This is a genomic window from Enterococcus sp. FZMF, assembly GCF_030263915.1.
Lineage (GTDB): Bacteria > Bacillota > Bacilli > Lactobacillales > Enterococcaceae > Enterococcus_D > Enterococcus_D casseliflavus.
This window is the reverse complement of the sequence record NZ_CP127160.1, coordinates 3,241,859-3,264,511: the sequence shown is the minus strand read 5'-3', so window position 1 is coordinate 3,264,511 and position 22,653 is coordinate 3,241,859. Positions and strand designations below refer to the sequence as shown.

The 22,653-nt window shown below is 37.5% G+C and carries 22 protein-coding genes; 3 read left to right on the top strand and 19 right to left on the bottom strand.

Annotation, left to right across the window (positions count from 1 at the left end; all coding sequences use genetic code 11):
* The first annotated feature begins 14 nt into the window (after positions 1-14).
* The 3 genes from QN079_RS15955 to QN079_RS15945 all read left to right on the top strand — a co-directional run bounded on the left by QN079_RS15955 (position 15) and on the right by QN079_RS15945 (position 5,360).
* Positions 15-2,459, top strand: coding sequence for a GH39 family glycosyl hydrolase (locus QN079_RS15955; RefSeq protein ID WP_289230124.1), 2,445 nt, complete (start codon positions 15-17; stop codon positions 2,457-2,459).
* A 252-nt stretch (positions 2,460-2,711) separates the two neighbouring features.
* Positions 2,712-4,574, top strand: coding sequence for a PTS sugar transporter subunit IIABC (locus QN079_RS15950; RefSeq protein ID WP_289230123.1), 1,863 nt, complete (start codon positions 2,712-2,714; stop codon positions 4,572-4,574).
* A 12-nt stretch (positions 4,575-4,586) separates the two neighbouring features.
* Complete coding sequence (locus QN079_RS15945; RefSeq protein WP_289230122.1) at positions 4,587-5,360, top strand: HAD family hydrolase; 774 nt, start codon at positions 4,587-4,589, stop codon at positions 5,358-5,360.
* Between the two features lie 1,177 nt (positions 5,361-6,537).
* On the opposite strand, the gene QN079_RS15940 is transcribed toward QN079_RS15945, so the two are convergent.
* The 19 genes from QN079_RS15940 to QN079_RS15850 form a co-directional block, all read right to left on the bottom strand.
* Entirely contained in the window at positions 6,538-7,449 is a 912-nt protein-coding gene (locus QN079_RS15940; RefSeq protein WP_289230121.1) for a conjugal transfer protein, read from the bottom strand.
* 16 nt (positions 7,450-7,465) lie between these two features.
* Entirely contained in the window at positions 7,466-8,470 is a 1,005-nt protein-coding gene (locus tag QN079_RS15935) for a bifunctional lytic transglycosylase/C40 family peptidase (protein ID WP_289230120.1), read from the bottom strand.
* The gene (locus tag QN079_RS15930) at positions 8,467-10,764 is read right to left on the bottom strand and encodes a CD3337/EF1877 family mobilome membrane protein (protein WP_289230119.1); all 2,298 of its coding nucleotides are present in this window, start codon (positions 10,762-10,764) and stop codon (positions 8,467-8,469) included. The genes QN079_RS15935 and QN079_RS15930 overlap by 4 nt, the downstream gene beginning before the upstream one ends.
* On the bottom strand, positions 10,764-13,214 hold the full coding sequence (gene tcpF, locus QN079_RS15925; RefSeq protein WP_289230118.1) for a conjugal transfer ATPase TcpF: 2,451 nt from the start codon (positions 13,212-13,214) through the stop codon (positions 10,764-10,766). Before tcpF ends, QN079_RS15930 begins: the two co-directional genes overlap by 1 nt.
* Positions 13,198-13,593 carry a conjugal transfer protein gene (locus QN079_RS15920; protein WP_289230117.1) on the bottom strand — a complete coding sequence of 132 codons (396 nt, stop codon included), beginning with the start codon at positions 13,591-13,593 and terminating at the stop codon, positions 13,198-13,200. The genes tcpF and QN079_RS15920 overlap by 17 nt, the downstream gene beginning before the upstream one ends.
* Positions 13,594-13,672: 79 nt before the next feature.
* The gene (locus tag QN079_RS15915; RefSeq protein WP_289230116.1) at positions 13,673-14,692 is read right to left on the bottom strand and encodes a hypothetical protein; all 1,020 of its coding nucleotides are present in this window, start codon (positions 14,690-14,692) and stop codon (positions 13,673-13,675) included.
* A gap of 54 nt (positions 14,693-14,746) precedes the next feature.
* Positions 14,747-15,241, bottom strand: coding sequence for an antirestriction protein ArdA (locus tag QN079_RS15910; protein WP_289230115.1), 495 nt, complete (start codon positions 15,239-15,241; stop codon positions 14,747-14,749).
* A gap of 207 nt (positions 15,242-15,448) precedes the next feature.
* Positions 15,449-16,000 (bottom strand): hypothetical protein, encoded by a 552-nt coding sequence (locus QN079_RS15905; RefSeq protein ID WP_289230114.1) that lies wholly within the window; start codon positions 15,998-16,000, stop codon positions 15,449-15,451.
* 61 nt (positions 16,001-16,061) lie between these two features.
* Positions 16,062-16,283: a hypothetical protein gene (locus QN079_RS15900; RefSeq protein WP_137663415.1), complete on the bottom strand. Its 222-nt coding sequence runs from the start codon at positions 16,281-16,283 to the stop codon at positions 16,062-16,064.
* A gap of 3 nt (positions 16,284-16,286) precedes the next feature.
* Positions 16,287-16,589, bottom strand: coding sequence for a hypothetical protein (locus QN079_RS15895; protein WP_289230113.1), 303 nt, complete (start codon positions 16,587-16,589; stop codon positions 16,287-16,289).
* Positions 16,586-17,770: a MobT family relaxase gene (gene mobT, locus QN079_RS15890; protein WP_289230112.1), complete on the bottom strand. Its 1,185-nt coding sequence runs from the start codon at positions 17,768-17,770 to the stop codon at positions 16,586-16,588. Before mobT ends, QN079_RS15895 begins: the two co-directional genes overlap by 4 nt.
* 189 nt (positions 17,771-17,959) lie before the next feature.
* Complete coding sequence (locus tag QN079_RS15885; RefSeq protein ID WP_502875155.1) at positions 17,960-19,357, bottom strand: FtsK/SpoIIIE domain-containing protein; 1,398 nt, start codon at positions 19,355-19,357, stop codon at positions 17,960-17,962.
* Between the two features lie 30 nt (positions 19,358-19,387).
* On the bottom strand, positions 19,388-19,666 hold the full coding sequence (locus QN079_RS15880; protein ID WP_289230111.1) for a hypothetical protein: 279 nt from the start codon (positions 19,664-19,666) through the stop codon (positions 19,388-19,390).
* 15 nt (positions 19,667-19,681) lie between these two features.
* Positions 19,682-19,966, bottom strand: coding sequence for a hypothetical protein (locus QN079_RS15875; RefSeq protein ID WP_289230110.1), 285 nt, complete (start codon positions 19,964-19,966; stop codon positions 19,682-19,684).
* 23 nt (positions 19,967-19,989) lie between these two features.
* Positions 19,990-20,349, bottom strand: coding sequence for a YdcP family protein (locus QN079_RS15870; RefSeq protein WP_289230109.1), 360 nt, complete (start codon positions 20,347-20,349; stop codon positions 19,990-19,992).
* Between the two features lie 19 nt (positions 20,350-20,368).
* Positions 20,369-20,683 (bottom strand): YdcP family protein, encoded by a 315-nt coding sequence (locus QN079_RS15865; protein WP_270790904.1) that lies wholly within the window; start codon positions 20,681-20,683, stop codon positions 20,369-20,371.
* 170 nt (positions 20,684-20,853) lie between these two features.
* Positions 20,854-21,630: a SpaA isopeptide-forming pilin-related protein gene (locus tag QN079_RS15860; RefSeq protein WP_289230108.1), complete on the bottom strand. Its 777-nt coding sequence runs from the start codon at positions 21,628-21,630 to the stop codon at positions 20,854-20,856.
* The gene (locus QN079_RS15855) at positions 21,627-22,280 is read right to left on the bottom strand and encodes a prealbumin-like fold domain-containing protein (RefSeq protein ID WP_289230107.1); all 654 of its coding nucleotides are present in this window, start codon (positions 22,278-22,280) and stop codon (positions 21,627-21,629) included. The genes QN079_RS15860 and QN079_RS15855 overlap by 4 nt, the downstream gene beginning before the upstream one ends.
* 48 nt (positions 22,281-22,328) lie before the next feature.
* The gene (locus QN079_RS15850; RefSeq protein WP_289230106.1) at positions 22,329-22,595 is read right to left on the bottom strand and encodes a hypothetical protein; all 267 of its coding nucleotides are present in this window, start codon (positions 22,593-22,595) and stop codon (positions 22,329-22,331) included.
* Positions 22,596-22,653 lie beyond the last annotated feature (58 nt).

Here is a 22,653-nt window from a genome sequence, read left to right as displayed (position 1 = left end):
TTAGGAGGGAAAATATGGAAAAAGATTACCTCTCTTCAGATGTATTAATGGATGTTGAATTTACGACCCAAGTAGAAACTAAAATTCATTATCACGAAAACTTTGAATTATTATATGTGTTAAATGGTGAATTATCAATGACAGTCGAGGGTGAAGAGTATCAGTTAAAGCAAAAAGATTTGATCATTGTTAATTACAACCGCAAGCACCGTTACATAGGATCCGATGATCTTTTTCTGGCTCGTTTTATTATTTCATACAGTAAGGTGAAAGAATTACTATCTAAAGATATGATTCTGTTTTTGTGTAATTCAACGTTAGAAAAAAGCGAATCCTATGATGAGATGAGAAAAATCATAGATCAGATTCTTAATCAGCAAATTGTGACAAATCAGAAAAATCAAATTTACAGATTGAGTTTGTATTATCAGCTACTTCATGTGATTTCTAAGAACTTTCTTCTGACCTCAGAAAATGTTCGTTATCAATCAGAGAAGAAAAATGATAGTCGAATGGAAGAAATTTTCCAATTCATTCGAACGAATTATCAGAAGAGCATTACTCTGCAGGAATTAGCTGATCATTTCTTTCTTTCAACGGCATATCTTTCAAAATATATTAAAAAGAAATGCAATGTCAGCTTTACGGATCTGGTCAATTCTGTGAGGTTAACACATTCAATGACTGATCTGCTTTATACGGACGCTTCAGTTATGAAAATCGCGATGGACAACGGATTTGCGAGTGTCGCGGCGTACAATAAAGTTTTTAAAGAAGCCTACGACATGACCCCTTCTTTGTTTCGGAAAAATGCCGTAACCACAGAAAAAAAAGAACGTCGCACGCAAGATGACGATCAAATGCGAGAGAGACTAAATAATTATCTGAATGAAAACCAGATCACCGATGATCAACAGGAAGAAAGTCATGATCGAAACATCTCATTTACGTTGGACTATCAAAAAGCCTACAAGCAGACTAGCTATTACAGTAAGCTGATCAATGCTGGGACAGCAATTGATTTAACCAAGTCAGACTTTCAGGAACAAGTCATTTACCTTAAAAATAAGCTTGGAGCTGAATATATACGTTTTTGGGATATCTATGACCCTAACCTTTATCTAGATATTCATGCGACAAAGGAAAATTTAAACTTTAGTAAACTGGATACAACGATAGATTTTCTCGTCAAGAATCAGCTAAAACCTTATATCGAACTGGGGTTCAAACCGATTCGGCTATTGAAAAATACGCAAGATGCATTAGTGGAGATTCCGAGAAATGAAGATTTCGATTCACCAGAAGAAATGCAGCGCTTTTTCAGAGAATTGCTTCGGCACTTTATTAAACGCTATGGTTCAGAAGAGGTACAAAAATGGTATTTTGAATACTGGAAAAAAGAAGACATTGCTTTTCTAGATTTACGCTATAATTATTCGCCTCAAACGGAAGAAGTGCATCGCAATTATTTTGTGACCTTTGACAGAATCGCTGGGACCCTGAGAAAAATTTTACCGGATATTAAGATTGGCGGTGGCGGATTTCCAGTACAGCATTATGGAAATAAAGGCTTTTGCGATTTATTGTCCTTATGGCAGGAATACGATGAGAAACCTAATTTCTTGACGATCACTTGTTATCCTTATCAATTAGAAAAGGAATTAGATAATTACTACGAAAAAAAATCAACGGACATTTTCTTTATCAAACATAATTTAGAGGTCGTCAAAGAAGCATTAGCACAAAGTGCATTTCCAGAGACGCCGATCCATGTTTCAGAGTATAGTCTGACACTTTCTAATCGAAATCCAGTCAATGATCATTGTGCGAAGGGGAGTTATTTGATTCAAAATATGATCTCAACAATCGGTGGCGCCGAGTTGTTTGGACATTGGCTAGGCACGGATATCTATGCGGATCTTCAGGATTCTCAGGGATTCCTTTTTGGAGGCTGTGGTTTACTTACGAAGACAGGAGTAGCGAAACCGGCTTTTTATGCACTTGAATTTCTAAATTCGCTATATGAAGATATCTATTACAAAGAAAAACATTGCATTGTTACAGGGAACACCAGAGGCTCTTTTCGCATTGCTTGTCACAACTATCGTAAATTAAATTTCAATTACTACCTGACAGATGAGAGTAAAATTCAACTAGAAAATTTGTCCAATTTCTTTGAAGACAATGAAGCCTTAACGTTGAATATCGATATTAACGGTGTCGAAAATGGCGGTTATATCATAAAATCACGTGTGGTAAACCGTGCACATGGTAGTGTTCAAGATGAATGGAGTCGCTTTGACTTAAAAGAATTGAGTATGAATGAACAGGACTATTTGCATCGCATCAGTACTCCACGGCTGTTAAACACAAAAGTAAAAGTTGAGAATAATCGCCTACAATTTTCGATTCATTTAAAGCCTCATGAAATCCGTTATTTGCATGTAACAATGGAATAATCCATAACCTGAAATATCTTTGATTCGTCTAGAGATATTTCAGGTCTTTTATTGGACAAAATCTGACAGTCATTTTTTTGCCTTTTCAAACACAAGGGCTTTTCTAAGAAAGAAATCAGCCTATTTCCCTTACTATTTTGCCCATAACTTCGGCGGAGTTGGCTAAGGACAAACGCTATTATTATCATTAAGAGAACATTGAAGGACCAATGTGTACGCGGATTACTTGATAAAGAAAGGACCTAGATTGAGATGAGTGAAAAAGAGCAAATTCATGGGATTACACAAGGAGAGATTGTTCCATTAAGCGAAGTGAAAGATCCGATCTTTTCAGAGGAGATGATGGGAAAAGGAGCGGCAATGAGACCAAATCTAGGAGAAGTTTATGCTCCTTTTGATGGGGTGGTTGTCAGCGTATTTCCGACGAAACATGCGATTACGTTGAAAAGTGATCAGGGTTGTGAGGTATTGATTCATGTAGGGATTGATACAGTCAATCTGAATGGAGAACTTTTGGAGCCGCTAGTTTCAGAAAATGACCGTGTAAAAACAGGGGATCTAATCATGCGTTTTGATTTAGTGAAAATAAAGGAGCGAGGATATGATCCCATTATTCCACTAGTGATCCTAAATACGCCAGATTATAAGATAATCGAGGTTAACGAATTGGAACAGGGAGATCGTGAGACACTTCTATTGGATATTGAGAAAGCCGAGATACCAATGGAAAAAAAGGAAATGAACTCAAAAGAATATGCTTTAGAACATGCCATCATTCGTACATTGGGAGGTAAAGACAATATCACTTCACTGGGGCATTGCGCTACCAGATTGAGGATTAACTTAAAGGATGAAGCAGCTGCAGACGAAAAAAAGCTTGAGAAAATTCCTGGTGTACTAGGTATAGTTAAATCCATGGGTGGATTGCAGATCGTCATCGGTAATGCCGTCAATCAAGTCTATGACAATATTCAAAAACTCTACAATATAGAAAGTTCGACAGAGGAAACCAAGGAAAAAGGATCAATTCCAAATCGGATTTTGAACGTATTATCCGATATTTTAAGTCCAGCAGTTCCATTGATTATGGCTAGTGGATTTATTTCCGCGATTTTGGTCATTATGACTCGATTGGGCATGGATCAGGAAAGCTCGACCTATGTAATTTTAGATAGCGCAGCCAATGTTGTTTTCTATTTCTTACCGATAATGCTAGCTTACACTGCTTCGAAACGTTTTAAATGCAATACGATCTATGCGCTATTTTTAGGCGGATTGTTTTTGCATCCAAGTATACTTGGATTTGCTCAAAAAGGCGGGACTATTGATTTATTTCACTTGCCTGTGACAGCTGTGGATTACTCTTCTAGTTTACTGCCGATCATTTTAAGCGTGTGGGTTCTGTCATACGTCGAAAAACTAGCTGACAAATATGTTCCGGATGCGGCCAAATATGTTTTTAAGCCCTTTGCAATCGTGGTGGTTATGTTACCGATCGCCTTGTGTATTACTGGTCCGGCAGGATTCTTATTGGGTGAAGGAATTGGAAGTATTCTAACTTTGATCTATAGTCATGCAAGCTGGTTAGCAATTCTATTAGTAGCTTCTTTTGCTCCACTTTTAGTCATGACAGGGATGCACATCGCCTTGACTCCGATAATTATTTTGACGAACTTTGAGAACTTAGGCTATGACAATATGCTGCTGATTGCTTTTATCGGGATGAACTTCTCACAATTCGCAGTGGCATTAGCAGTGATGTTCAAAACGAAGAAACGTAATTTGAAACAGCTTGCGGCTAGCTGTGCGATTACGGCATTTTTAAGCGGTATTACAGAACCCACTCTTTATGGAATCAGTGTGAAACTGAAAAAGCCTTTTTATGCGACCTTTATTGGTTGCATCGCAAACGGGATCTTTTGTGCCATCGCCAATGTTAAAATCTTTTCATTTGCACCACCATCATTTTTTACGTTACCAATCTTTATGAATCCTGATGGATCAAATACGAACTTTATGCTGGCATTATGCACGATTGGAATTACTATTGTAGTGACTTTTGTGGCAACTTGGGTATTAGGGTTCGATGATTCGATTTTTGAGACAGAGAGTTGAGGGGGGAGAGACATGGAGAAAAAGTTATTAGTTTTTGATCTTGATGGAACTCTGCTAACAAGTAAAAATCAGCTACTTCAAAGCACGGTGTTAGCATTTAAGTACTTGCAGAGAAAACACATGGTAATGTTGGCGACAGGACGAAGTCGTTTTCTCATCCAACATATTTTAGATGAGTTAACTATAAAAGATTATATTGTTTGTAACGGTTCTGCTGCTTTTCTTAACGATAAGCAAGTGTTTAAAAGAACACTTGAAAAAAATAAATTAAAGACTCTGCTCAACTATTTTGAAAAACAAAAAATTGATGTTGCATTAACTGGGCTAGATCATTTTTGTCGCATATCCTCGTTTCAAGTATCTCAAATGGAACAAGCAATGCGCTCTATCGGTGGTGAAGTCCCCAACTACTTACCAGATTTCCACTTGAAAAATGATATTTATCAGGGATTGGCATTTTATGATCCGCAACTTGATGAGAGAATACAGAGTGGATTTTCGGATTTTCGTTTTGTTCGCTGGCATCCTTCATTCGTTGATATCGTCCCTAATCAAGGATCAAAGGCGGCAACAATGTTGACTATTGCACAAAACGTAGGGATAAAAACTGAAAACATTATTGCCTTTGGTGATGAAACAAATGATATAGAGATGTTAACAGCAGCTGGAACTGGGATAGCCATGGGAAATGCTAATGATTCTGTAAAAGCAATCGCTGATTTTGTGACTAAAACGAATGATGATGATGGTATCGTGTATGCGTTAGAAAAGTTCAACCTATTATAAAGTGATGGTGGAGAATACTATGTTTTCCACCATTTTATGCCATAAAGTAATCAGTAAGTCTTGTTCTTATTTGTACATTAATCTGAATTTTAAAGTGAGTTGAGTAAAATGTATAGAAAGAATGATCGCGATAAAGACAGCATTTGAATGAGATGTCGTATGACTAAACTATAGCAAGGCCTGAGTATATCAAATGAAATAACGATTGTTTTTAGTCGCTTTTAAGCAGGAGGAAAAAAAGTGAGATATCTAGTAGTTTGTATTAATAAGGATAAAACAAAGGGAGAAAAAAGTTTTAAATCTTTTCGTGAAGCACTGTGCTTTGCGACCAATTACAAAAAAATAAAATCCAGCAAAATTTACAAAGAAGGTTGCTTGATTCAAAAATTTACCTATTAGTAATTTTAATGTCAAACACTTTATTCTGTATAAACTAGGGAATTACGAATAGTTGGGAAATTATATATAGTATTTTTTTCGATTTATTTCTATAATTTCCAATCACCGATTAAGATGTTTGGGCCATTTTTGCCTAAAAAAAGAACAAGCAATATTTGATACACAAGAAAATCGCTACGTCATGAGGGGAGTGAACTAACGAGTACCAAAAGAAAAGCAATTGAGTTACTAGAAGTTAATAGATAAGTAGCTTCGACTGGATTACCCGCAGATAGCCAAGGCAAATGTATATTTTTGTTACAAGCATGGAGATTAGGTATAATTACAAGAATTCACTAAGTAAACTTTCAAATTAGCAAAACTGAGAAAGGAGAGGGAGTTATCATATATATGTCTCCTTGAGCAGAAGAAATATATATATCATTCCCTCAAAAGTTAGCGAACCACTTCAGATAATCAATTTAGATACTTTGAATATAATGAAAGACGGAACAGTAAATTTTAAAATTGATAATAAAAAATTCGAAATCAGCACTGAATGAAATTAGTGACGATTATTTTTGTTAAATTTATTGAGTATTAAAAGATATAAGCATTGAAAAACTTTAAGCAGTTGGTTGTAAATATTTTTAGGATTAGCTTAAGGAAGTATTTTTATGGAGAGGTTACATATCATGCTGTGTTTCTAATTTTTATAGACCCCTGCTTCCGCTTTTTATCCAATATCAGGTGACTGGAACGTAATTTTTAAGATTCTGTCCCAGTCATTTTCTATTATTTAATGGATAATTTTCCAATTCTCCTGCTTTTCAAGTGTTAATTCGTATTGAGCAAGTTGTGAGACCTTAGCTTCTTGATCTAAGTATTTCACAGTTACACATACAAAAATATGTTTATCTTTTTTAGAGTAAATCGGACTAACTAGTTCCGCAAAGACATAGTTCTTCTGAATCACTGGTAACGCGTCATTGTTGACATAATAAGCTAGTTCTTTTTTTGTTGCAGTTGGGTACAACTTAAAAAATGTTTCAAGAAAACTAGTGATCTCAGTGGTTAAATTAGCATCTACCGTGCCGTCATTTTCAAGCGGCTTTGGCTGATAGGTTGATTTCTTAGGCTGGCTGTCCATTGTCGGATTCTTTGTAATTACTAGATTCCCATATTTATCCATACGAACTTGCACGCTATAAGTAGAGGTGATAGTAGCTTTTTTCTTGTTCTCGGTTATCTGTTGGTCTACTGAAAAGAGTACGTCATACTCATTATCCTCAGATTGTGTGACACTCCAAATCTGTACACGCTGAACCATGGCGCTAGTCGGAATATCGGAACGTACCGTTTCCAGATTGAGTTGTTGTAGCTCTTCGGTAAGGTAGTTCTTTAATTGCTCATTTCTACGATCAATGGCGGCTTGGCCTTGTTGCCACGTATAATAATCCGTCGCGAAAGCCGTCACAAAGCTTTCAATTCTGTTCGTATCCACTATCTTTGTTTCAATGACTTCTTTTTCATGAATAGTGTGCCGATCGATGGCTGTAAAATTCTTATAAATTCCGAAACTGACACTGCCAATCAATACAAACCATAAAACAAGTGTCAGCTTTTTATGTGTGCCTACGTTAATTGTAGGTCTTTTCTTTTGTTTCTTAGGTTTCGGTTGCTTTTTCGTTCGTTCAATTTTTATTTTCATTTCATCAAATCCTCTCTTAATTAGGAATAACCCGACCTGCTCCAATCAAATGGGCTTGCCAATAGCTATCTGTCAAATCGGCATAGCCAATTGGATTACCAGCATTGTACATCTGATTATTTCCCACATAGATCCCTACGTGAGTAACATACTCTCCAGCATCATAAGTCGAATGAAAAAAGACCAAGTCACCAGCTTTTGCTTCGGATAAAGGGAGATGAGTGGTTGCGTCATATTGGGCTTGAGCTGTGCGTGGCAGTTGAATACCAGCTTTAGCGTAACACCAGTGCACCAAGCCAGAACAATCGAAACTAGTACTTGGGGAAGAGCCGCCAAAGACATAAGGGAAGCCTTCATATTTTAGTGCTTCGTCCATAATGACTTGTACAGTCTCATTGTCAAAATGCGCAGGAGTCAAATATTGCTTAACCAATAAGACATAGAACTGATTGCCATATGCATAGCGCCAACCGCCATTAATTGGAATGGCGATCGGATTGGTATAAGTCGCCTTCTTACCATTAGCTTTTTCATTTGAAAAATGTTCAGCTAATTCATAAGTGTATTTTTTGCTATGCGCTGCTACATAAGGCAAGAAGCCACCACCGTAGTTATAGCTTTGAATCACTGAATCAGAATCACAGCCAAGTTTGTCAGCAGTAGCTAACAGCTCGCTAAAATATTTACAGCCTTGTTTAATAGATGCCTCCGTATTTAGGCTGTTTGGTGGTAATCCTAGCGATTCCGAACTTTGCATCACATCCATCGCAGTACCGCCCGATTCCACCTGCATGATGGCTAAAATGGTAGTCACGTATTCTTCGATTCCAAATTCTTTACAGTACTTTTCCACTAAAGCTTTGTGCTTTATTACTTCGGGAGAAACATTTAAACTACCACTTACAGCTGTTTGATCAGTAGTACTATCCTCGGAATCTGCTGTAATCACCACAAAGAACAATAACAAGCTAAAGAACAACGAGCAGACAACACACACAATAGCTATATAACGGCTTTTCATGGCTTCGTCCTCGGTTTACGCTTTTGTGTCTTTCTCTTTTTCTTCACGGATTGTTTCGTAGTTTCTGTTTGTTGCTTTTGTGAAGAGAGGCGTTGTGTGTTGCTTGTTTGAGCAGTATTTTTGGGTACCGTGTTTGTTCTTTGTATGTTTGTTTCTGCCGGTGTTGGCGTCTTGTTTGTTGTAGTTGCTGGTCTTTTTGCTTTTGATTCCAGTGGTTCCGACGTATTTTTTGCTGTTGTTGCAGGTCTTTGCGATTTAGGTTCTGGTAGTGCTAATCGTTTTTCGGATTCCGGTAAAGTAACCATTTTCTTAGGGGCTACAGGGTTAGTAACAGGTTTAAGATTTTCGGTAACTTTTGCTGGTTTGTTTGAAACATTATCCTGCCTTAGTCCAGACGAGGGGGAAAGTTTGGCTGTCATTGGTCGCTTGTGTACTGGATTTATGGGTTGTTCTTTTGGTTTCGTGTTAGCTGGGGTTTCTGACTTTCGCATTGGTTGTTTAGCTTTTTCCATTTCCAACCGCCGTTGGGCAATCGTCATTTGACGCTGGTGTCGTTGTTGTTCACGCTCGGTTTGCTTTTGGGTTCTGGTGTCATTTAGGGTTGATGAAAAATCAGCTGCGTTACGCACTAACTCACGCTGTCCTTTATACAAAGCATATTTTGCATTAGTCGGTGTGTCTTTAATTGAATCTTTTAATTCTATGGCTTTGTTTAATGCTCGATTTTTAGTATCTAGTACATTGCCGACTGCTGCTCCTGCTTTTGCCCCAAGGTTGTTCGGTTGATTATCGGTATGAGTCGGTTGAGTCGTTGGATTCCGTCTACTTTGATTCCCACGTTCATGGGTGGCTGAATTACTTTTCGGTTGGACACCGTTGCTCGTAGCTTTCGATGTGGTTTGGTTGGTAGTTCCACGCACGACTTGTCGCATTGTGCGTTGAAGTCGGCGGCTTTGGTGAGTCATAAACATACGTGGGCGTCTTAATAATTGTCGCCCCATACTTTGAGACTCATTACTTTGTAAGGCGAATAAATTCATAATATCGCCCAGCTTAAAGTAAATGCCTGCAAAAGTAACAACCTGTAGAAACATGGTCATAAAGAAAGGCGCGGAGCCAGCTAATGAGTAGAGCATAGAAGAAATACTAAATGCTACCGTGATTACTAATGTTAGACCAGCACGAGTCATGATCACATTAAATAATTTTGTAATGGCACGTTTGCCCATCCCGTCAAAACTAGGGATCATACTTAATAGAAAACTAATCGGTAGGAACATGGCAAAAATGATAAAGAGCACTTGGGAAAAGATCATCATGCCAGTTAACAAGAAAACAAAAATTGAAATACCGATATTAAACACAACTAAAAAGAAAACCGTGCCTAACCGGTTGATAACTTTGGCAATTGATAAATTGGCATTGTCTTGGTTTTCAATTTCATCAATGGCTACCGTTTCACGGTCTTTGCCATTATTTGTGTTAGGACTGACAGCTAAAAGCTTTTCTTCTCTGGCTTTCTCCACATCCGTTGACCCATACTGTAAAAGTAGCCATGGCTGTTTGACTTGGATCGCAAACAAACTATCCCGAATCATGTCCACACTATCTTTCCCTTGACTACTGCTATTCGGTAAAACGATTTTTGTACCAACTTCAAGGCTGGCAGTGCTGATATCCTTAGAAAAATCATTGATCTTTTCAATATAACTAGGTGCATAAGCAATAAAGGAGGAGGATAAAAGAAAGACCACCAAGAAATTCATCATGGCTTGAATAGCTTTGGTGGTTTCACGTTTGATTAAGCCAATATAAGTGACATAGATTCCTAGAATTAAGATAAAGATCAGCAGGAAACCAACATAGAAACCAGAGCTGGAAAAGCCATTGGGGGTGATCCCAGCAAGAGTCTGCATGTTCTTTCCAATCGCATTTGCGGTATCACTGATAAAATCTAACTGGTAGGCTTCTTGGATTAAGTAACCAGTGGCGTTGGATAAATACAAAGAGATTGTCCAAATAAAATTCGTTATGGCGTATAAACCATACATGACTGATTTTCCCAGTCCATCTGACCAATTCCACGGTAACCAGCCCCAAGAATTGTCAACGTAAAAATCAAGCTGATAGTTATCCAGTCCATATTTGGAATACTCATTGGCGGTGTTGATCGTATCATCCACTAAGCCAGCTGCATGGGCTGCTGTTCCAATACTGACAAGGATAAAAACAACTATTGCAACTCCAATCACTGTTATAGTAGAGTAACGAACCACTTTTTCATGACGCTTCATTAGTCCACCTCTTTTCGGATCGGTGGGCGTGTATCAAAGGCGTGTAAGAGTTCTTCAAAAATCGGGTGGAATTGGATCACACCAACCCGACCATAAATATCGGACATCAAGCATTGCCCATTTTCTAGATCACGTAGGCGCTTCTGATTCGTTTCATCTTCGGAATCAACGCCGAAAAATTTCAATGTTTTCTTGATTTCCACCAAATCAGTTGAACGAAAAGCGAACTTCAACCCAATATTATTTTTCATTTTTTCGTTTAGTAAGTCTCCGGCATTTTGGGTAACAAAATAGACCCCAGCATTCATCGCTCGTCCAGCACGGACTAGCTTCATAGAAAGGGTCTTTCCTTGGGCAACTTGTAAGAAGCTCCACGCTTCGTCAAGGTCAACTATTTTAAAAATAGAACGGTCACTATGAATAAAATCAAGGGCAAAGGTACTAATCACAATCAACATGGCAACACTTAACAATTCCATCGTCGTATATTCTTCAAAACCAGTGTCTGAATCTGGTAAAACCAAATCAGCTACTTGAATAATATTCAACTGTTTTTCCAGACTGATTGATTGTTTCACGGTACCATCACTAAACAACAATTGCGCAAAATCATAATCGACAAAGCTTTCGATATGATCAGCGATATTTTGACTAATCGGTGTATTTTCCTCACGCAATTTATCAATTACTAGTAATAAACCACGTTGCTTACTTTGCGTTACTGCTCGAATCGCTTTTCGTAAAACAGGGAACTTCTCACTGTCACGACTGGAGATTCCTGTTAAAAAAGTGAGGATGTCGATCGCTAAACTTTCGGCATCTTTCTTGCGTTTTAAAATGACATAGGGATCAAGTAACCCTTTACTTTTTTCTTTGCTTGTTAAATTGACGATATTAATTTCATGGGCAATTTCCGGTAAAGTGTCTTTCCAATTGCCGCGTTCGGCTTTCGGATCAACGATCACGGCTTGACCACCAAAGAGCACAGCGTAGTAAACCAGCATGTTATTAGAGAATGACTTTCCTCCACCAAGAGAGCCAAGAAAAGCCGCCGCAAGGGCATTCGTCACGGAACCTTTCACGCCTTGACTGGCAAGGTGTGGTTTTAGATACACATTGTGCCCAGTATCGAGATTATAGCCGACATAAATCCCTTCATTTTCCCCAAGCATTTGTGTCGCTCCAAAACCAAGTCCAGCCAAAAAATCCGAAGTGACATACTGAATATAATCATTTATATAGCGTTTAGAAGCAGGGATAAATTCCCCATGTAAGCCCAGCATATCGCCAAACGGGCGAACCAATTTAATACTCAAATCGTCGTAAAAGTCTTTGACTTCATCACAACGGCGTTGCAATTCATCCAGGTCTTTCGCAGTCACACGTACCACATAACTCAATTTATACATAGCTTCTTTGCTTTGATCTAAGGTTGCTTCTAGTTCATTGACTGATTCCAAGGCATCTACTACATTGGTGCTGGTTTCATTGTCACTTTCCCATGCGTGGCTATCTAAATCCTTTAGCTCCTTTTTCTTGTTGCGAACCGTCGATAAAGCCTTTTTATTTGCCACAATTTCTACATTCATGCTGGTATCAATCGGAAAGGTAAATTGTTGTTGCTGGTAATAAAAGATTTCACTACTGGGAAAATCCAACTCACCAACAATTGAATTGATGGTAAAGTAAGCAGCATAGGTAACGCTGTCCTCATGTTCCAGCTTCAAGTAGCGCTGTTTTTCTTCAATGAGACAGCGAGTTGGTTTCAATAGATCGTATTTCTTTACGAGCACTTCTTTATCCCGATATCGTTTAGGCAAATGATAATCATACTCTTCAAAAGGGGTACCTTGATTGCCATAAAGATGTTCAATGAGATAGCCAAAATCATTTTTGTCTAAGGCACGTGCTTTAAAGCGACGAGAAATTTTACTTGCCAAAAGCTTTTCCATTTTCGCAAAACGATCAATCTCGGCTTTGGGCATCGAAACAAAATCGCCCATTAATTTGTGATTAACACCATTTAAGAAGTCTAAAAAAGTAGTTTTTATACTAGACTGTACAGTTTTAAGGGAAAGCTCTTGTTCCGTCAAAAGTAGTTTAAAGCCAATAAAAAAGCGATAGTTTACTTGATTGTCACCAATCATAGAAACTAACGCTTCGGTTTGTTCGTCTATTTTATTATGGGCGACCTCTTTTAGGCGTCCAGTGACTTCGGCTTTTGACCGTTCTTGTGTGGCTCGGATACTGGCTTCTGTTGCTAGTTGTAAAGCATGGATTTTGCCATCTCGATTCTGGGCGATTAACTGACGAAAGTTATCATGTACTTGGTATTTCTCATCCGGACTTAAAAAGCTGTAATTATAAGGAATCAGCTCATAGTAAGCAAAACATTCGCCGTCATGATTGAACACTAAATTGTCTTCAATATATTTAATTGGATACGCCATAATACATTTCACTCCTAACGATCGTAATGGCTTCATCGAGTTTTTGTTTTTGTAGTTTCACTGTTTTTCCAGCATAAGTGACCTTGGCACGAAGCCAATAACTGAGGATTGCTTTTAAGAAACCATAAGGCTTTTTCCCATCAAATGTTTTTTGGCTCATAAACCATGTCAGTGCCGCTGGGATTCCTAAGTATTTCAGTAACGCTCCATCAATCAAGGAAAGAGGCGGCAGATTCCCAAAGAGTATCACCACCAGTAATGACACCACAAACCATGTCATTTGAGTAAAGGTAATGGGGAAGGGGAGTTGTAAATCATTAATGGCATAGAGAACTTTTTCTACTGACCAAATACTTGTATAACTTCTGATTTTTTTCAAAATATCACGTCCTTTCTACTTCAGTGCATAGAAAAAGAGCAGACCTTCTTAGAGGAATGCTCTTAATAGTAGTTACTTGTCAATTTGTTAATTGCTTAAAAAGAATGTTTCTTAGCAAATCATCAAGCAAGCAACAAGTATATAGTAATATCCAATTCAATCTACTATATTCTGAGTAATCAAAAGAATAGTGCTTCATATATTTTTGAGCAAATTCTTCTGCTTTATTGTTGAAACCTTTGAAATCTCCGTGTCCAATTTTATTTCTCATTTGTCTTAAGATTTTTGCGACATTTGTTGATTCATTGCCATATTTTTTATTTAAATAAGGGACTAAAAGATTATCAACTTCACTAGTTCTTTGATATGGCTCTAATAAAGTTAATTCTAATAGAGAATATGTTTTAAAAAAGTGATTTTGATTATAATCGTTATCTTTATATATACTGTTTAGAATATAGTCAAATTTATAGTAATCAGATTCTGAATTTATATAATTATCTATTTTTTTACCAGTACTTACCAATTTAGCAATAGATTCAGATTGAGTTTTAAGATGGTTAAAACCTGTATTTATTTTAAAGCCTAGTTTAAAGAGGATGATTGATTGATGGAGATGGTCATTATTACTTGAATAGACAGTATCTATATGTATTTCATTTGGAAAATCATGGTGAATAAAATTAATAAAATTAATAACTTTTTCTGCATAATCTTCTTCACAAAATCTTCCGTCGAAACAATTTGATGACCAATCAAAAAAGGGCATGTCACTATATTCATAATCAAAATATAGATGAATCATGTTATCTACCAAACATTGGATACAATTTTCAATCGAGTCTATATTATTTTTAGTATAGCCTTTTATATTTTCCTTAACAATTTTTTGAAAATAGGATAAGGAGTAATCAGATTTAAGAGTCTTACCATATCTTTTTTCATCTTCTAGTATATTGAACTTTTGTTGTCGGACTTCTTTTAGTACATCTTCAATGATTTCTTCTTTCCAATCATCAGGGATATTTGAAATATAAATTTTCAGCTTGTCAGAAATCAAAGTTTTAGGAATTTTTCCATATACATTAATTATTACCAACCTAACACCTCCTGTAACAGCAGCTACAGTTATTATACCGTATAAGGATATAAATTAGGAAATGTATTCAAATATCCCATGAGAAGTAACAAGATAATTCCCTTCAAGTTCCATGTCTCGTCCAAGCGCTTGATAATCAATATAGTTTTGTAGGGTTGCTGGTACTTCTCCAAGTACGCCTGTTTCTTCAATGTAATAAGCAGCCATATCTTCCATAGAATCACAATCGGTATAACAAATAATATCGTCGGTATGTTCCAACAATTCATCTAAAGAATTGAACCATATACCTTGAATTTCACTTAATTCATCATAGATTGGTGTGCCTTCTATTTTTTCGATCATTTCACATAGCCGGTTAATTTCACTGATTGGTGTATACTCGCCAATCTCAAAGGGGAGTTCATAATCATGAATGGCGTACTCTTCATATTCTTCATTTAAGCCGATTCGTTCTGCCATGTCTTCATAATCAATAGGTGGTGTGAACCAATCACCAACTAGTTCTCCTTCGCTATATTTGCCAAGATTGGCAACGTAGACTTGCATTTTAAGTTTTCACTTCTTTCTTCATTAAAAATAAAAAGACAACAAGAGTATTAAATTAACTTGTTGTCAAATATTATTTGGTATTTCTATAAGCTGTGGCATTTCTGAGTTTGTCCTAAAAATACTTGTTTCTCTTGTTGATGTATAAAAAGAATACTTCTGCGAATATTTTCTTCCTTGGATATCAAAGAAAATAATTTCGAATTCTCATCTCAAATCTGAGGTAGGGTTTACAGTTTCAGAATTTTCATCTACAGCACTTAGATATAAGCAAAACTCTGTTTGATCTTCCACAGGTAAAACATCCGTATCGATAGGTTCACGAACACCTAGAACATCACAATGATCATCAAAAACTTGCTGCAATGCAACTGCAATGTGATGGATATTTTTTGGTTTACTATCATCATTCAAATAGTTTAGATAAACAGAAAAGGCTGTTCCAGCTCCTTTATTGATGATTTCAAAAGGAATCGAATATAGATTCGGGTTATCTATCTTTATCATCTCAGCATTAAATCGATGTTTCTTGTGTTTTGGAACGAGAGACAGATAAGGTAAATGCTTTAAACGCTCATTTTCTTCGTTAATAGCTAGTTGTTCCTGATACTTTTTTTCCGAGAGTTCCAAGTTTTCTCTATGGTTTCTTTGTTGTTTTTCCAATGCTTCCTTACTTCTCTTATTTGAATGATAAATCGTAATGTAGCAAACCAGCAAAGAAATGACAGGGGATATAATAAGTGATGGCAGTATTTCCATAAAAACTCCTTTTCTCATTTTATAAAATCGTATCAAATTTCTTTTGTTTGTTCAATATTTATTATGCCCCAATGATCCGATTGAATAAGTTAAGTAATACGTCTTTCACACCACCAGCATTAAAGACCAAACCGACCGCAATCAGTGCGATAATCACAAACCCAATGAGTTTAGAAAACTCACGTTTAAAACCTAAGTACAAGCCAATCACTACTATTGCTAGTAATACAAGCGATTGGGCATTACTTAAAAACCAGTTATACAAATTTTGTCCAAAATTCATTCTTTATTCCTCCGTTTCAGTTGTTTTTCGATTGTTTAAATATCGTTCACGATTACTTAAATACTGCTTCACACGTCTTAACAATTGTGGGGCTGTCAGCTTTTCGCCATATACAGTAATCTTGTTTGAACCATGAGGGTAAAAGGTTTGTTTGTAAAAATCATAGCGATAGAGCGATTCATTTTCTGCATGACTTCCTTCAATGATCAACATGGTATACGCTCCGGTATTCTGACTATAGACAATCATTTCTATCCCACAAAGAAAGCCGAGAGTGGCAAGTTCTTCCGTTAAACGGCTACTCATAGAATCACGTCTTCACGGGTTAAATACTGTTGTTCGATCAGTTTTTCATGTTTTTCGGTTAGCTTGGCTTCATGAATCAATTCAGATAAAACGGCTGTTTGATTTAATTGGTCGATTGTGTCAATCATTTTCAACGTTGGGGCGACTTGGTGACGTAGCCAGTTTAGCGTACGCTCAAACGTGTAAGGTTCTGGTTCAGTTGTTAAACGCAGGGCACCACGATTTTCACCGATAAAAAATGCCCATTGTTGGTTCAGTGACCAAGCGCTGCGTCGTTTATTTTCATCCTTATCGACAAAACGAATGTAGCGATTGATAATTTCAAAAGCAGTTTTTTCGACATCTTGATGGGTCAATAAATCAATGACCGCATGAATTGCTCGTTCATTTTTCAAGCGAATCTCAAAACGATTCTTAACCTCTGCCTTTTCTAAGGGAATATTATTCTTGGCGTATTGCTCATAGTCCTTTTCATAAATGCAGAAGTAGACTTCTGATTTTAATGAGCCTACATAAAGCGTATTGCCCATGTCCGTCTTTTCGTCACGGTGGACTAACTCACCACTACGATAGTATTTAAAACTGCGAAAAAGTGAAATACATTCTTCGCTTTGACACTTTTGGGCTAGTGCTGGAATATTTAACAGTCCCGTCTTATCATTAATCGCAAGGTCTAATCGTTTAAAAACACCTTGGGCATTCAAACAGTCTTTAAAGAAATCAAACCAGCTTCGGTGTTGTGCTAATAGAAAATTTTCATATTGGCGACAGCCTTTGCCTTTGAGTTCTAGTAACACTCCTTTGGTTGGATCATGCGAAGCCATCACTGTAATGTCGCCAAAACGGTACTGTTCAGTATAAGAGTAGTAGGCAAAATCTTCATGAAGCATATAATCCATGTTCAGGTGAAGAATCGTTTCTAACACTTGTGCCACTTCAACCGTTGGAAAACGAATCCGTACATAGTCAAAGAGTAGTTCCAGTGGGGCATCTGGATTCAATCGCTCCAATGTATCAAACAAGGAAGAGCGGATTTGTTCCGTCGGAACTGCTTTGCCATTTTCAATTGCAGAAAGGTAAGGACGCGTAATGCCAGCTGCTAGTGCTAGTTTGTTTTGTGAAAGTCCATAAGCTAGTCGCTTGTCTTTTAGTTCTTTTATCCATCCAAGGGTGTTTGTCATGCACATTCCTCCAATCAAAAAAGTAGATGTAAACTATTAATGGTTAGTTGACATCTGCTTCAATCGTTGAAAACGCCTGTTGTACAAGCGTTTTCAGTATAAAATTGTTGGTTTTTAGTTGTTTTTGTGCCCCCCTGTTAGATATCGGAGGCTAAAAGATTGGCGTGGCTGGCGCCACACCAATCAATGCTAGTCTGAACCTGTGGCTTGCACTTCGTCCGCCACTGGCTCAGCCTGCATTTTGGAAGTTAATCGAGCAATTCTTTCTAGGAAATCATGCTCTTTAGGAACAAGTGGGGTATAAAACTCGCTAATTACACTCGTGCCTACATCTACATAGCCACGCCCTTTAATTGGTTTTAAAAAGAATTGTTTTTGGGTGTCTGATCCAAACATCATGCTATAGCCCAACTCTGACATACGTCCAAGCGCTACTCGAAAATTAAACTGATCGCGAATGCCATCCGCTAAATATTTTGCGTCTGGACGTTGACACGCCAAAATAAGGAAGAAACCAGCTTGTCGACCTAACATCACGATTTGTTTTAATTTACTCATGACTTCAAGGCTTTCACGACCGAGCATATCCATAAAAGCAACATACTCATCAAAAATGAGGAAATTTGCGGGCAGATCAAGAGCAGCATAATTTTGCCCAGTTTGATAATTCGGGTGCTGTTTCATTTCATCACTACGAGCCATCATTTCTCCATAAAAGTGATTGATACAAGCTAACATAGCGTCTTTTCGATAATAAACATTGGACATAACTGTTGCTAGATCAGCTAAGTCGGCATTTTTTGGGTCCAGCACATACAGCTTCGCATTGGACTGTAACAAAGCTTCAATAATCGTCAGAATAAAATAAGACTTTCCACTGCCGGTGCCACCAGCAATTAGCATATGTGGCAAGGAATCGTATGCCCAGTAGACGGATTCCATTAGCTTTAAGCGCCCATCGGTAGCCGCTACTTCATCAATATTAATGCGGTTGCCAATGGTATCGTAGAGCAGGGTATACTCCACATAAGACTCTTTTAAGACCTTATCCACTAGCTCACAGTACAGACCTGTTTCCAGTTTGTCTTCTAAGCGCAATAGTTGGTTTTGATATTTTCCCATGGTGATTTCCACATTGATATGGATTAAGCCATTTTTGAGCGTGTAATACATCTTAGGAAAGTGGGTGATTCGCTCTTTACTTTTAGAGCTGGGAAGGTCTTTAAAGAACCCTTCATTTTGAACTTGTTCAGCTTCATACCAGCCATTTTGTAGGATCATACGAGCCAACTTTTGGCGGTGTTGCAGCTGTTTAATAGCATCAATCCGATAGCGATAGAATAAACCACCAATAAGTAGGTATATAAAAAGGGCAGTTAGGAGACTGCCCAAAAAGTAGGATGTTTGAAGTTGAGAGACAACTGTTGTCAAGGTGACAGTTCCCCAATTTGTCTGCATGATAGCACGCAAATGAAAAGGTAGTATCACTAGTAGCGCAATTATTACAAAAGCACCAATAATAGTGTGATAAAGCAAGTTTTTATTGCTAGCTCGAATGCGTTTGCCTTTGTATTTAAAGATAAAAATGCCTCCTTTCCTCCATAGAGTCAATGATGATTATTCATCACAGCCTGCATAGCGAATCGTTAACATCATGTCCTCATCTTCAACATTAAATTTAAACGCAACTGCTTGATTAGCAAGAGTCTTTTCAGCGTCAACTGTTGGATAAGTGAATAGCTGACTGCCTTCTTCGACTGCTTCTTTCCACTTTTCACTGATTTCTTCATAGATATCGTCCACATAAAAGTGAAATTCAGGTTTCACCAAACGTTCGATATCGTTCTCAAATTCATCTCTTCCCAGAATCGAGATCACTAAATAAGTTTTGCTCATAACTGTTTTACTCCTTTATGCTTCTTCTTGATAACCAAGATAGATGATCATCAATTCTTCTAATGATTCTGTACCAATAGCGAAATTGAAGCTTATTGACATTGGCGTTTTACTATAGGCTTCACTAATAACCAAACTGACAATTTCTCCCCTTTTTTCAAAACTATGTTCAATTAATTCCATGATCAAATATTCAGGATTTAGTGTGGCTTCAGAGGATAGTGTCTTTTCAATATCTTTGAAAAAATCATCTAACCCGATAATTGACCCCATAGCGAGTTGATTGCCTTTAAAACTCATAAATAAGTCTCCTTTCTCTTGAATTATTTAGTGGGTTGCTTCTCAGTGAGTACCTTTTTTTGTTTTAAAAGAATATCCTCTGCTTTAATGTACCAATCCACATCTGCGCCCATATAAGTAGCAGTAGCGACTGTATCGGCAACGGGGTTGATCAATTCTACTTCGGCATTGTAATCAAAATTCTTTTCGCCAGCAGAAGCGGGGATACTGACTTGAATCATGCGTCCTTGATTTTTCGACTTTAAATCGTAGGTGCGTTCTTTGACTTGTTCGGTCACATTGCCTTCTTCATCCACAATTTTCACCTCACGTCGTAAGGCGGAAAATTTCAATGTACCAAATGTTTTTTCTTTTTCAATAACAATTCCTTCTGCTAATCTCATAATGATTCACTTGTCCTTTCTAGGCTTTTACCATATTGTCAGCGGTTAAAATGTAATTGGTGAAACCACGGTTATTGATTTTGTAGCCTTCGGCAGTAATCTTAGGGTTAACTAAGCGTACTTTTTCTTCTGCTTCAAAGTATTTTTCACCAGCTTCGGCAGGTAAAACGACGACAATATCGTCCGCTCGTTGGATCGTAGAGTATAAGTTGTAACTACGTGAGAGAATGGTAGGTTTGCCGTTGATTCGACGCTGTTCCACTTTATCCTCACCAGCGTATTCTAAGATTCCAAAGGTTTTTTCTATATTGGGGATCACATATTTTAATTCCATTGTCTTTTTCCTTATTTCTTTCTTTAATCACAGAGTCATTTTCAAACATGCCTTGTCAGTGGGGGAACGAACAGGGGACATAAGCGTTCTCCTTTCCATAAAAAAAGTGATCCTTCCATATAAGAAAAGATCACGATAGCAGGGATAGAATGGGGAAAGTAAATAGGCATCTAATTAGTTGTTTTACCTTTTTTCTTGCGAGCGTAGAATAATCCTAATGCACTTGTGACAGCTACAAAGCCCATAATTAATAAGTTTTTGTTCATAGTAGTACCGGTGTTAGGGAAACGATCGGTTCTTTTAGGCGTTTCAAGTTTTTGATTCGTCATCTCACATTTCACCACCTTTCCATCTTCTTTGATTTCAAATTTCAGAGGAGTTTCATCCAAGCGATAACCGTCTGGTGCGTCAAATTCTTGGAAGTAATAGGTGCCAATAGGGAGCTGTTCAAACGTAAATACACCTTTCTCATTGGTACGCCCCTCAACGATGACTTCTTTTTTGTCATTTAAGATCCGGATACCAGTATTTGATAATACCTCTCCTGTGGAAACATCTTTTTTGGTTAATTCAGCTGTTCCTTTTTTCAAGTAGTTGATAAGTTCAAAGAGAAGGGGTTCTTCGATTTCCTCTGATAGTGCAGGTGATTCACCTAATAATTGATTGTCTTTGTCATAGGCTTTGATCCCATCTTTGGTTGATTCAATACGAATTACATCTTTAGACAAAATAAGCTTGTCAGAAAAGGGCGCTTTTTCTTTTAAATAGAATGTGCCTACTGGGATAGTTTCAAATATGCCTAAGCCATCTTTATCAATTGTGACTTCCTGCATAACTTCACCGTCTTTGGTTTCAAGGGTGAAGCTGGCATCAGTCCCTAGCGTGTTGTAAGTAAAGGACAGTCCATGTTCTTTAGCAAAATTGGCTTGTTCATTGACTTTCTTCATAGTGAACTCATTTGGCTTGATGGTAACGGTCTTTTTTCACCTTTATTCACATACCCATTGGGAGCAGTTACTTCACTAACGGTGACTGTTGTTCCTTCTGGAATGTCTTTAATCGTAGCTACTCCGTTTGAATCGGTCACCACTTCTTTTGATGTACCACTATATTCAAATTTCAATTTTGCATTCGCTAAAGGGTTGCCAGTTTCTTCATCAATTTTTGCTGCTTGAAGATTTCCTAGCTTAATCACATTCACTTTCACGCTGGCTTGTTTAGCACTATCTAAGTGAAATTCCACCATGGATTGTTCGTTTGGCTTGCGGTAGACAATGGACGTACCAATTTTATTTTGCGGAACTTTGCGATAGGTAATACTACCATTGTTAGAATCTTTACTTGGAGTGATCACTAAACTATTAGTATTTTGTTTTAAGGTTGCATTGGCGCTGCTTGATTCTAAGCTCATATCCGATAACACATTGTTTGAATCGGTTAACATAACAGAATCCCCGACTTTGACGGTGACTATTTGTCCATTCCAAGAGGGGAGGGTATCGTGCCGATTAACAAGCGCCATGATTTCAGCTTTGCGTTGGTCATAGTTGGGAATTGTTGTACTTTGACGATGATCTCCTAATTCTTCCCAAATCATAGCTTGAGTTACGGCATAGTAGTAGTGATTTTGATTAGTTATTGTATATCAGTAATAAGCAATTTTTGACAGCTTATCTTTTTTTGTGCTGATATAGGATTCAGATGTATAGCCTTCGCCGCCATTTGCTACGATGCCAGATTCAATATAGAAGACTTTTTTGCCATCCATTTTTAGCACATAAATGTTATGAGTCATGGAATAACCTGTGTTAGGGCTAATCCCCGTATAATAATAATTTGTCGGCTCATCTAAACTTAGTGAACTGGCAAAAGTAGGGATGGAAGAAGTAAAAAGGGTGCTGATAATAGTCACGCAGACCATCAGCACCCTTAAAGTTCTATTTATTAGATGTTTCATGATGTTTTCCTTT

Coding starts and splice junctions, on each gene's coding strand:
- QN079_RS15895 (WP_289230113.1), bottom strand. CDS start 16,589: ATGAGTAGCCGTTTAACGGAAGAACTTGCCACTCTCGGCTTTCTTTGT.
- QN079_RS15860 (WP_289230108.1), bottom strand. CDS start 21,630: ATGAAGAAAGTCAATGAACAAGCCAATTTTGCTAAAGAACATGGACTG.
- QN079_RS15910 (WP_289230115.1), bottom strand. CDS start 15,241: ATGCAAGTCTACGTTGCCAATCTTGGCAAATATAGCGAAGGAGAACTA.
- QN079_RS15880 (WP_289230111.1), bottom strand. CDS start 19,666: ATGAGCAAAACTTATTTAGTGATCTCGATTCTGGGAAGAGATGAATTT.
- QN079_RS15930 (WP_289230119.1), bottom strand. CDS start 10,764: ATGAAGCGTCATGAAAAAGTGGTTCGTTACTCTACTATAACAGTGATT.
- QN079_RS15870 (WP_289230109.1), bottom strand. CDS start 20,349: ATGAGATTAGCAGAAGGAATTGTTATTGAAAAAGAAAAAACATTTGGT.
- QN079_RS15955 (WP_289230124.1), top strand. CDS start 15: ATGGAAAAAGATTACCTCTCTTCAGATGTATTAATGGATGTTGAATTT.
- mobT (WP_289230112.1), bottom strand. CDS start 17,770: ATGACAAACACCCTTGGATGGATAAAAGAACTAAAAGACAAGCGACTA.
- QN079_RS15855 (WP_289230107.1), bottom strand. CDS start 22,280: ATGATTTGGGAAGAATTAGGAGATCATCGTCAAAGTACAACAATTCCC.
- QN079_RS15945 (WP_289230122.1), top strand. CDS start 4,587: ATGGAGAAAAAGTTATTAGTTTTTGATCTTGATGGAACTCTGCTAACA.
- QN079_RS15905 (WP_289230114.1), bottom strand. CDS start 16,000: ATGGAAATACTGCCATCACTTATTATATCCCCTGTCATTTCTTTGCTG.
- tcpF (WP_289230118.1), bottom strand. CDS start 13,214: ATGGCGTATCCAATTAAATATATTGAAGACAATTTAGTGTTCAATCAT.
- QN079_RS15950 (WP_289230123.1), top strand. CDS start 2,712: ATGAGTGAAAAAGAGCAAATTCATGGGATTACACAAGGAGAGATTGTT.
- QN079_RS15865 (WP_270790904.1), bottom strand. CDS start 20,683: ATGGAATTAAAATATGTGATCCCCAATATAGAAAAAACCTTTGGAATC.
- QN079_RS15940 (WP_289230121.1), bottom strand. CDS start 7,449: ATGAAAATAAAAATTGAACGAACGAAAAAGCAACCGAAACCTAAGAAA.
- QN079_RS15900 (WP_137663415.1), bottom strand. CDS start 16,283: ATGAATTTTGGACAAAATTTGTATAACTGGTTTTTAAGTAATGCCCAA.
- QN079_RS15875 (WP_289230110.1), bottom strand. CDS start 19,966: ATGAGTTTTAAAGGCAATCAACTCGCTATGGGGTCAATTATCGGGTTA.
- QN079_RS15935 (WP_289230120.1), bottom strand. CDS start 8,470: ATGAAAAGCCGTTATATAGCTATTGTGTGTGTTGTCTGCTCGTTGTTC.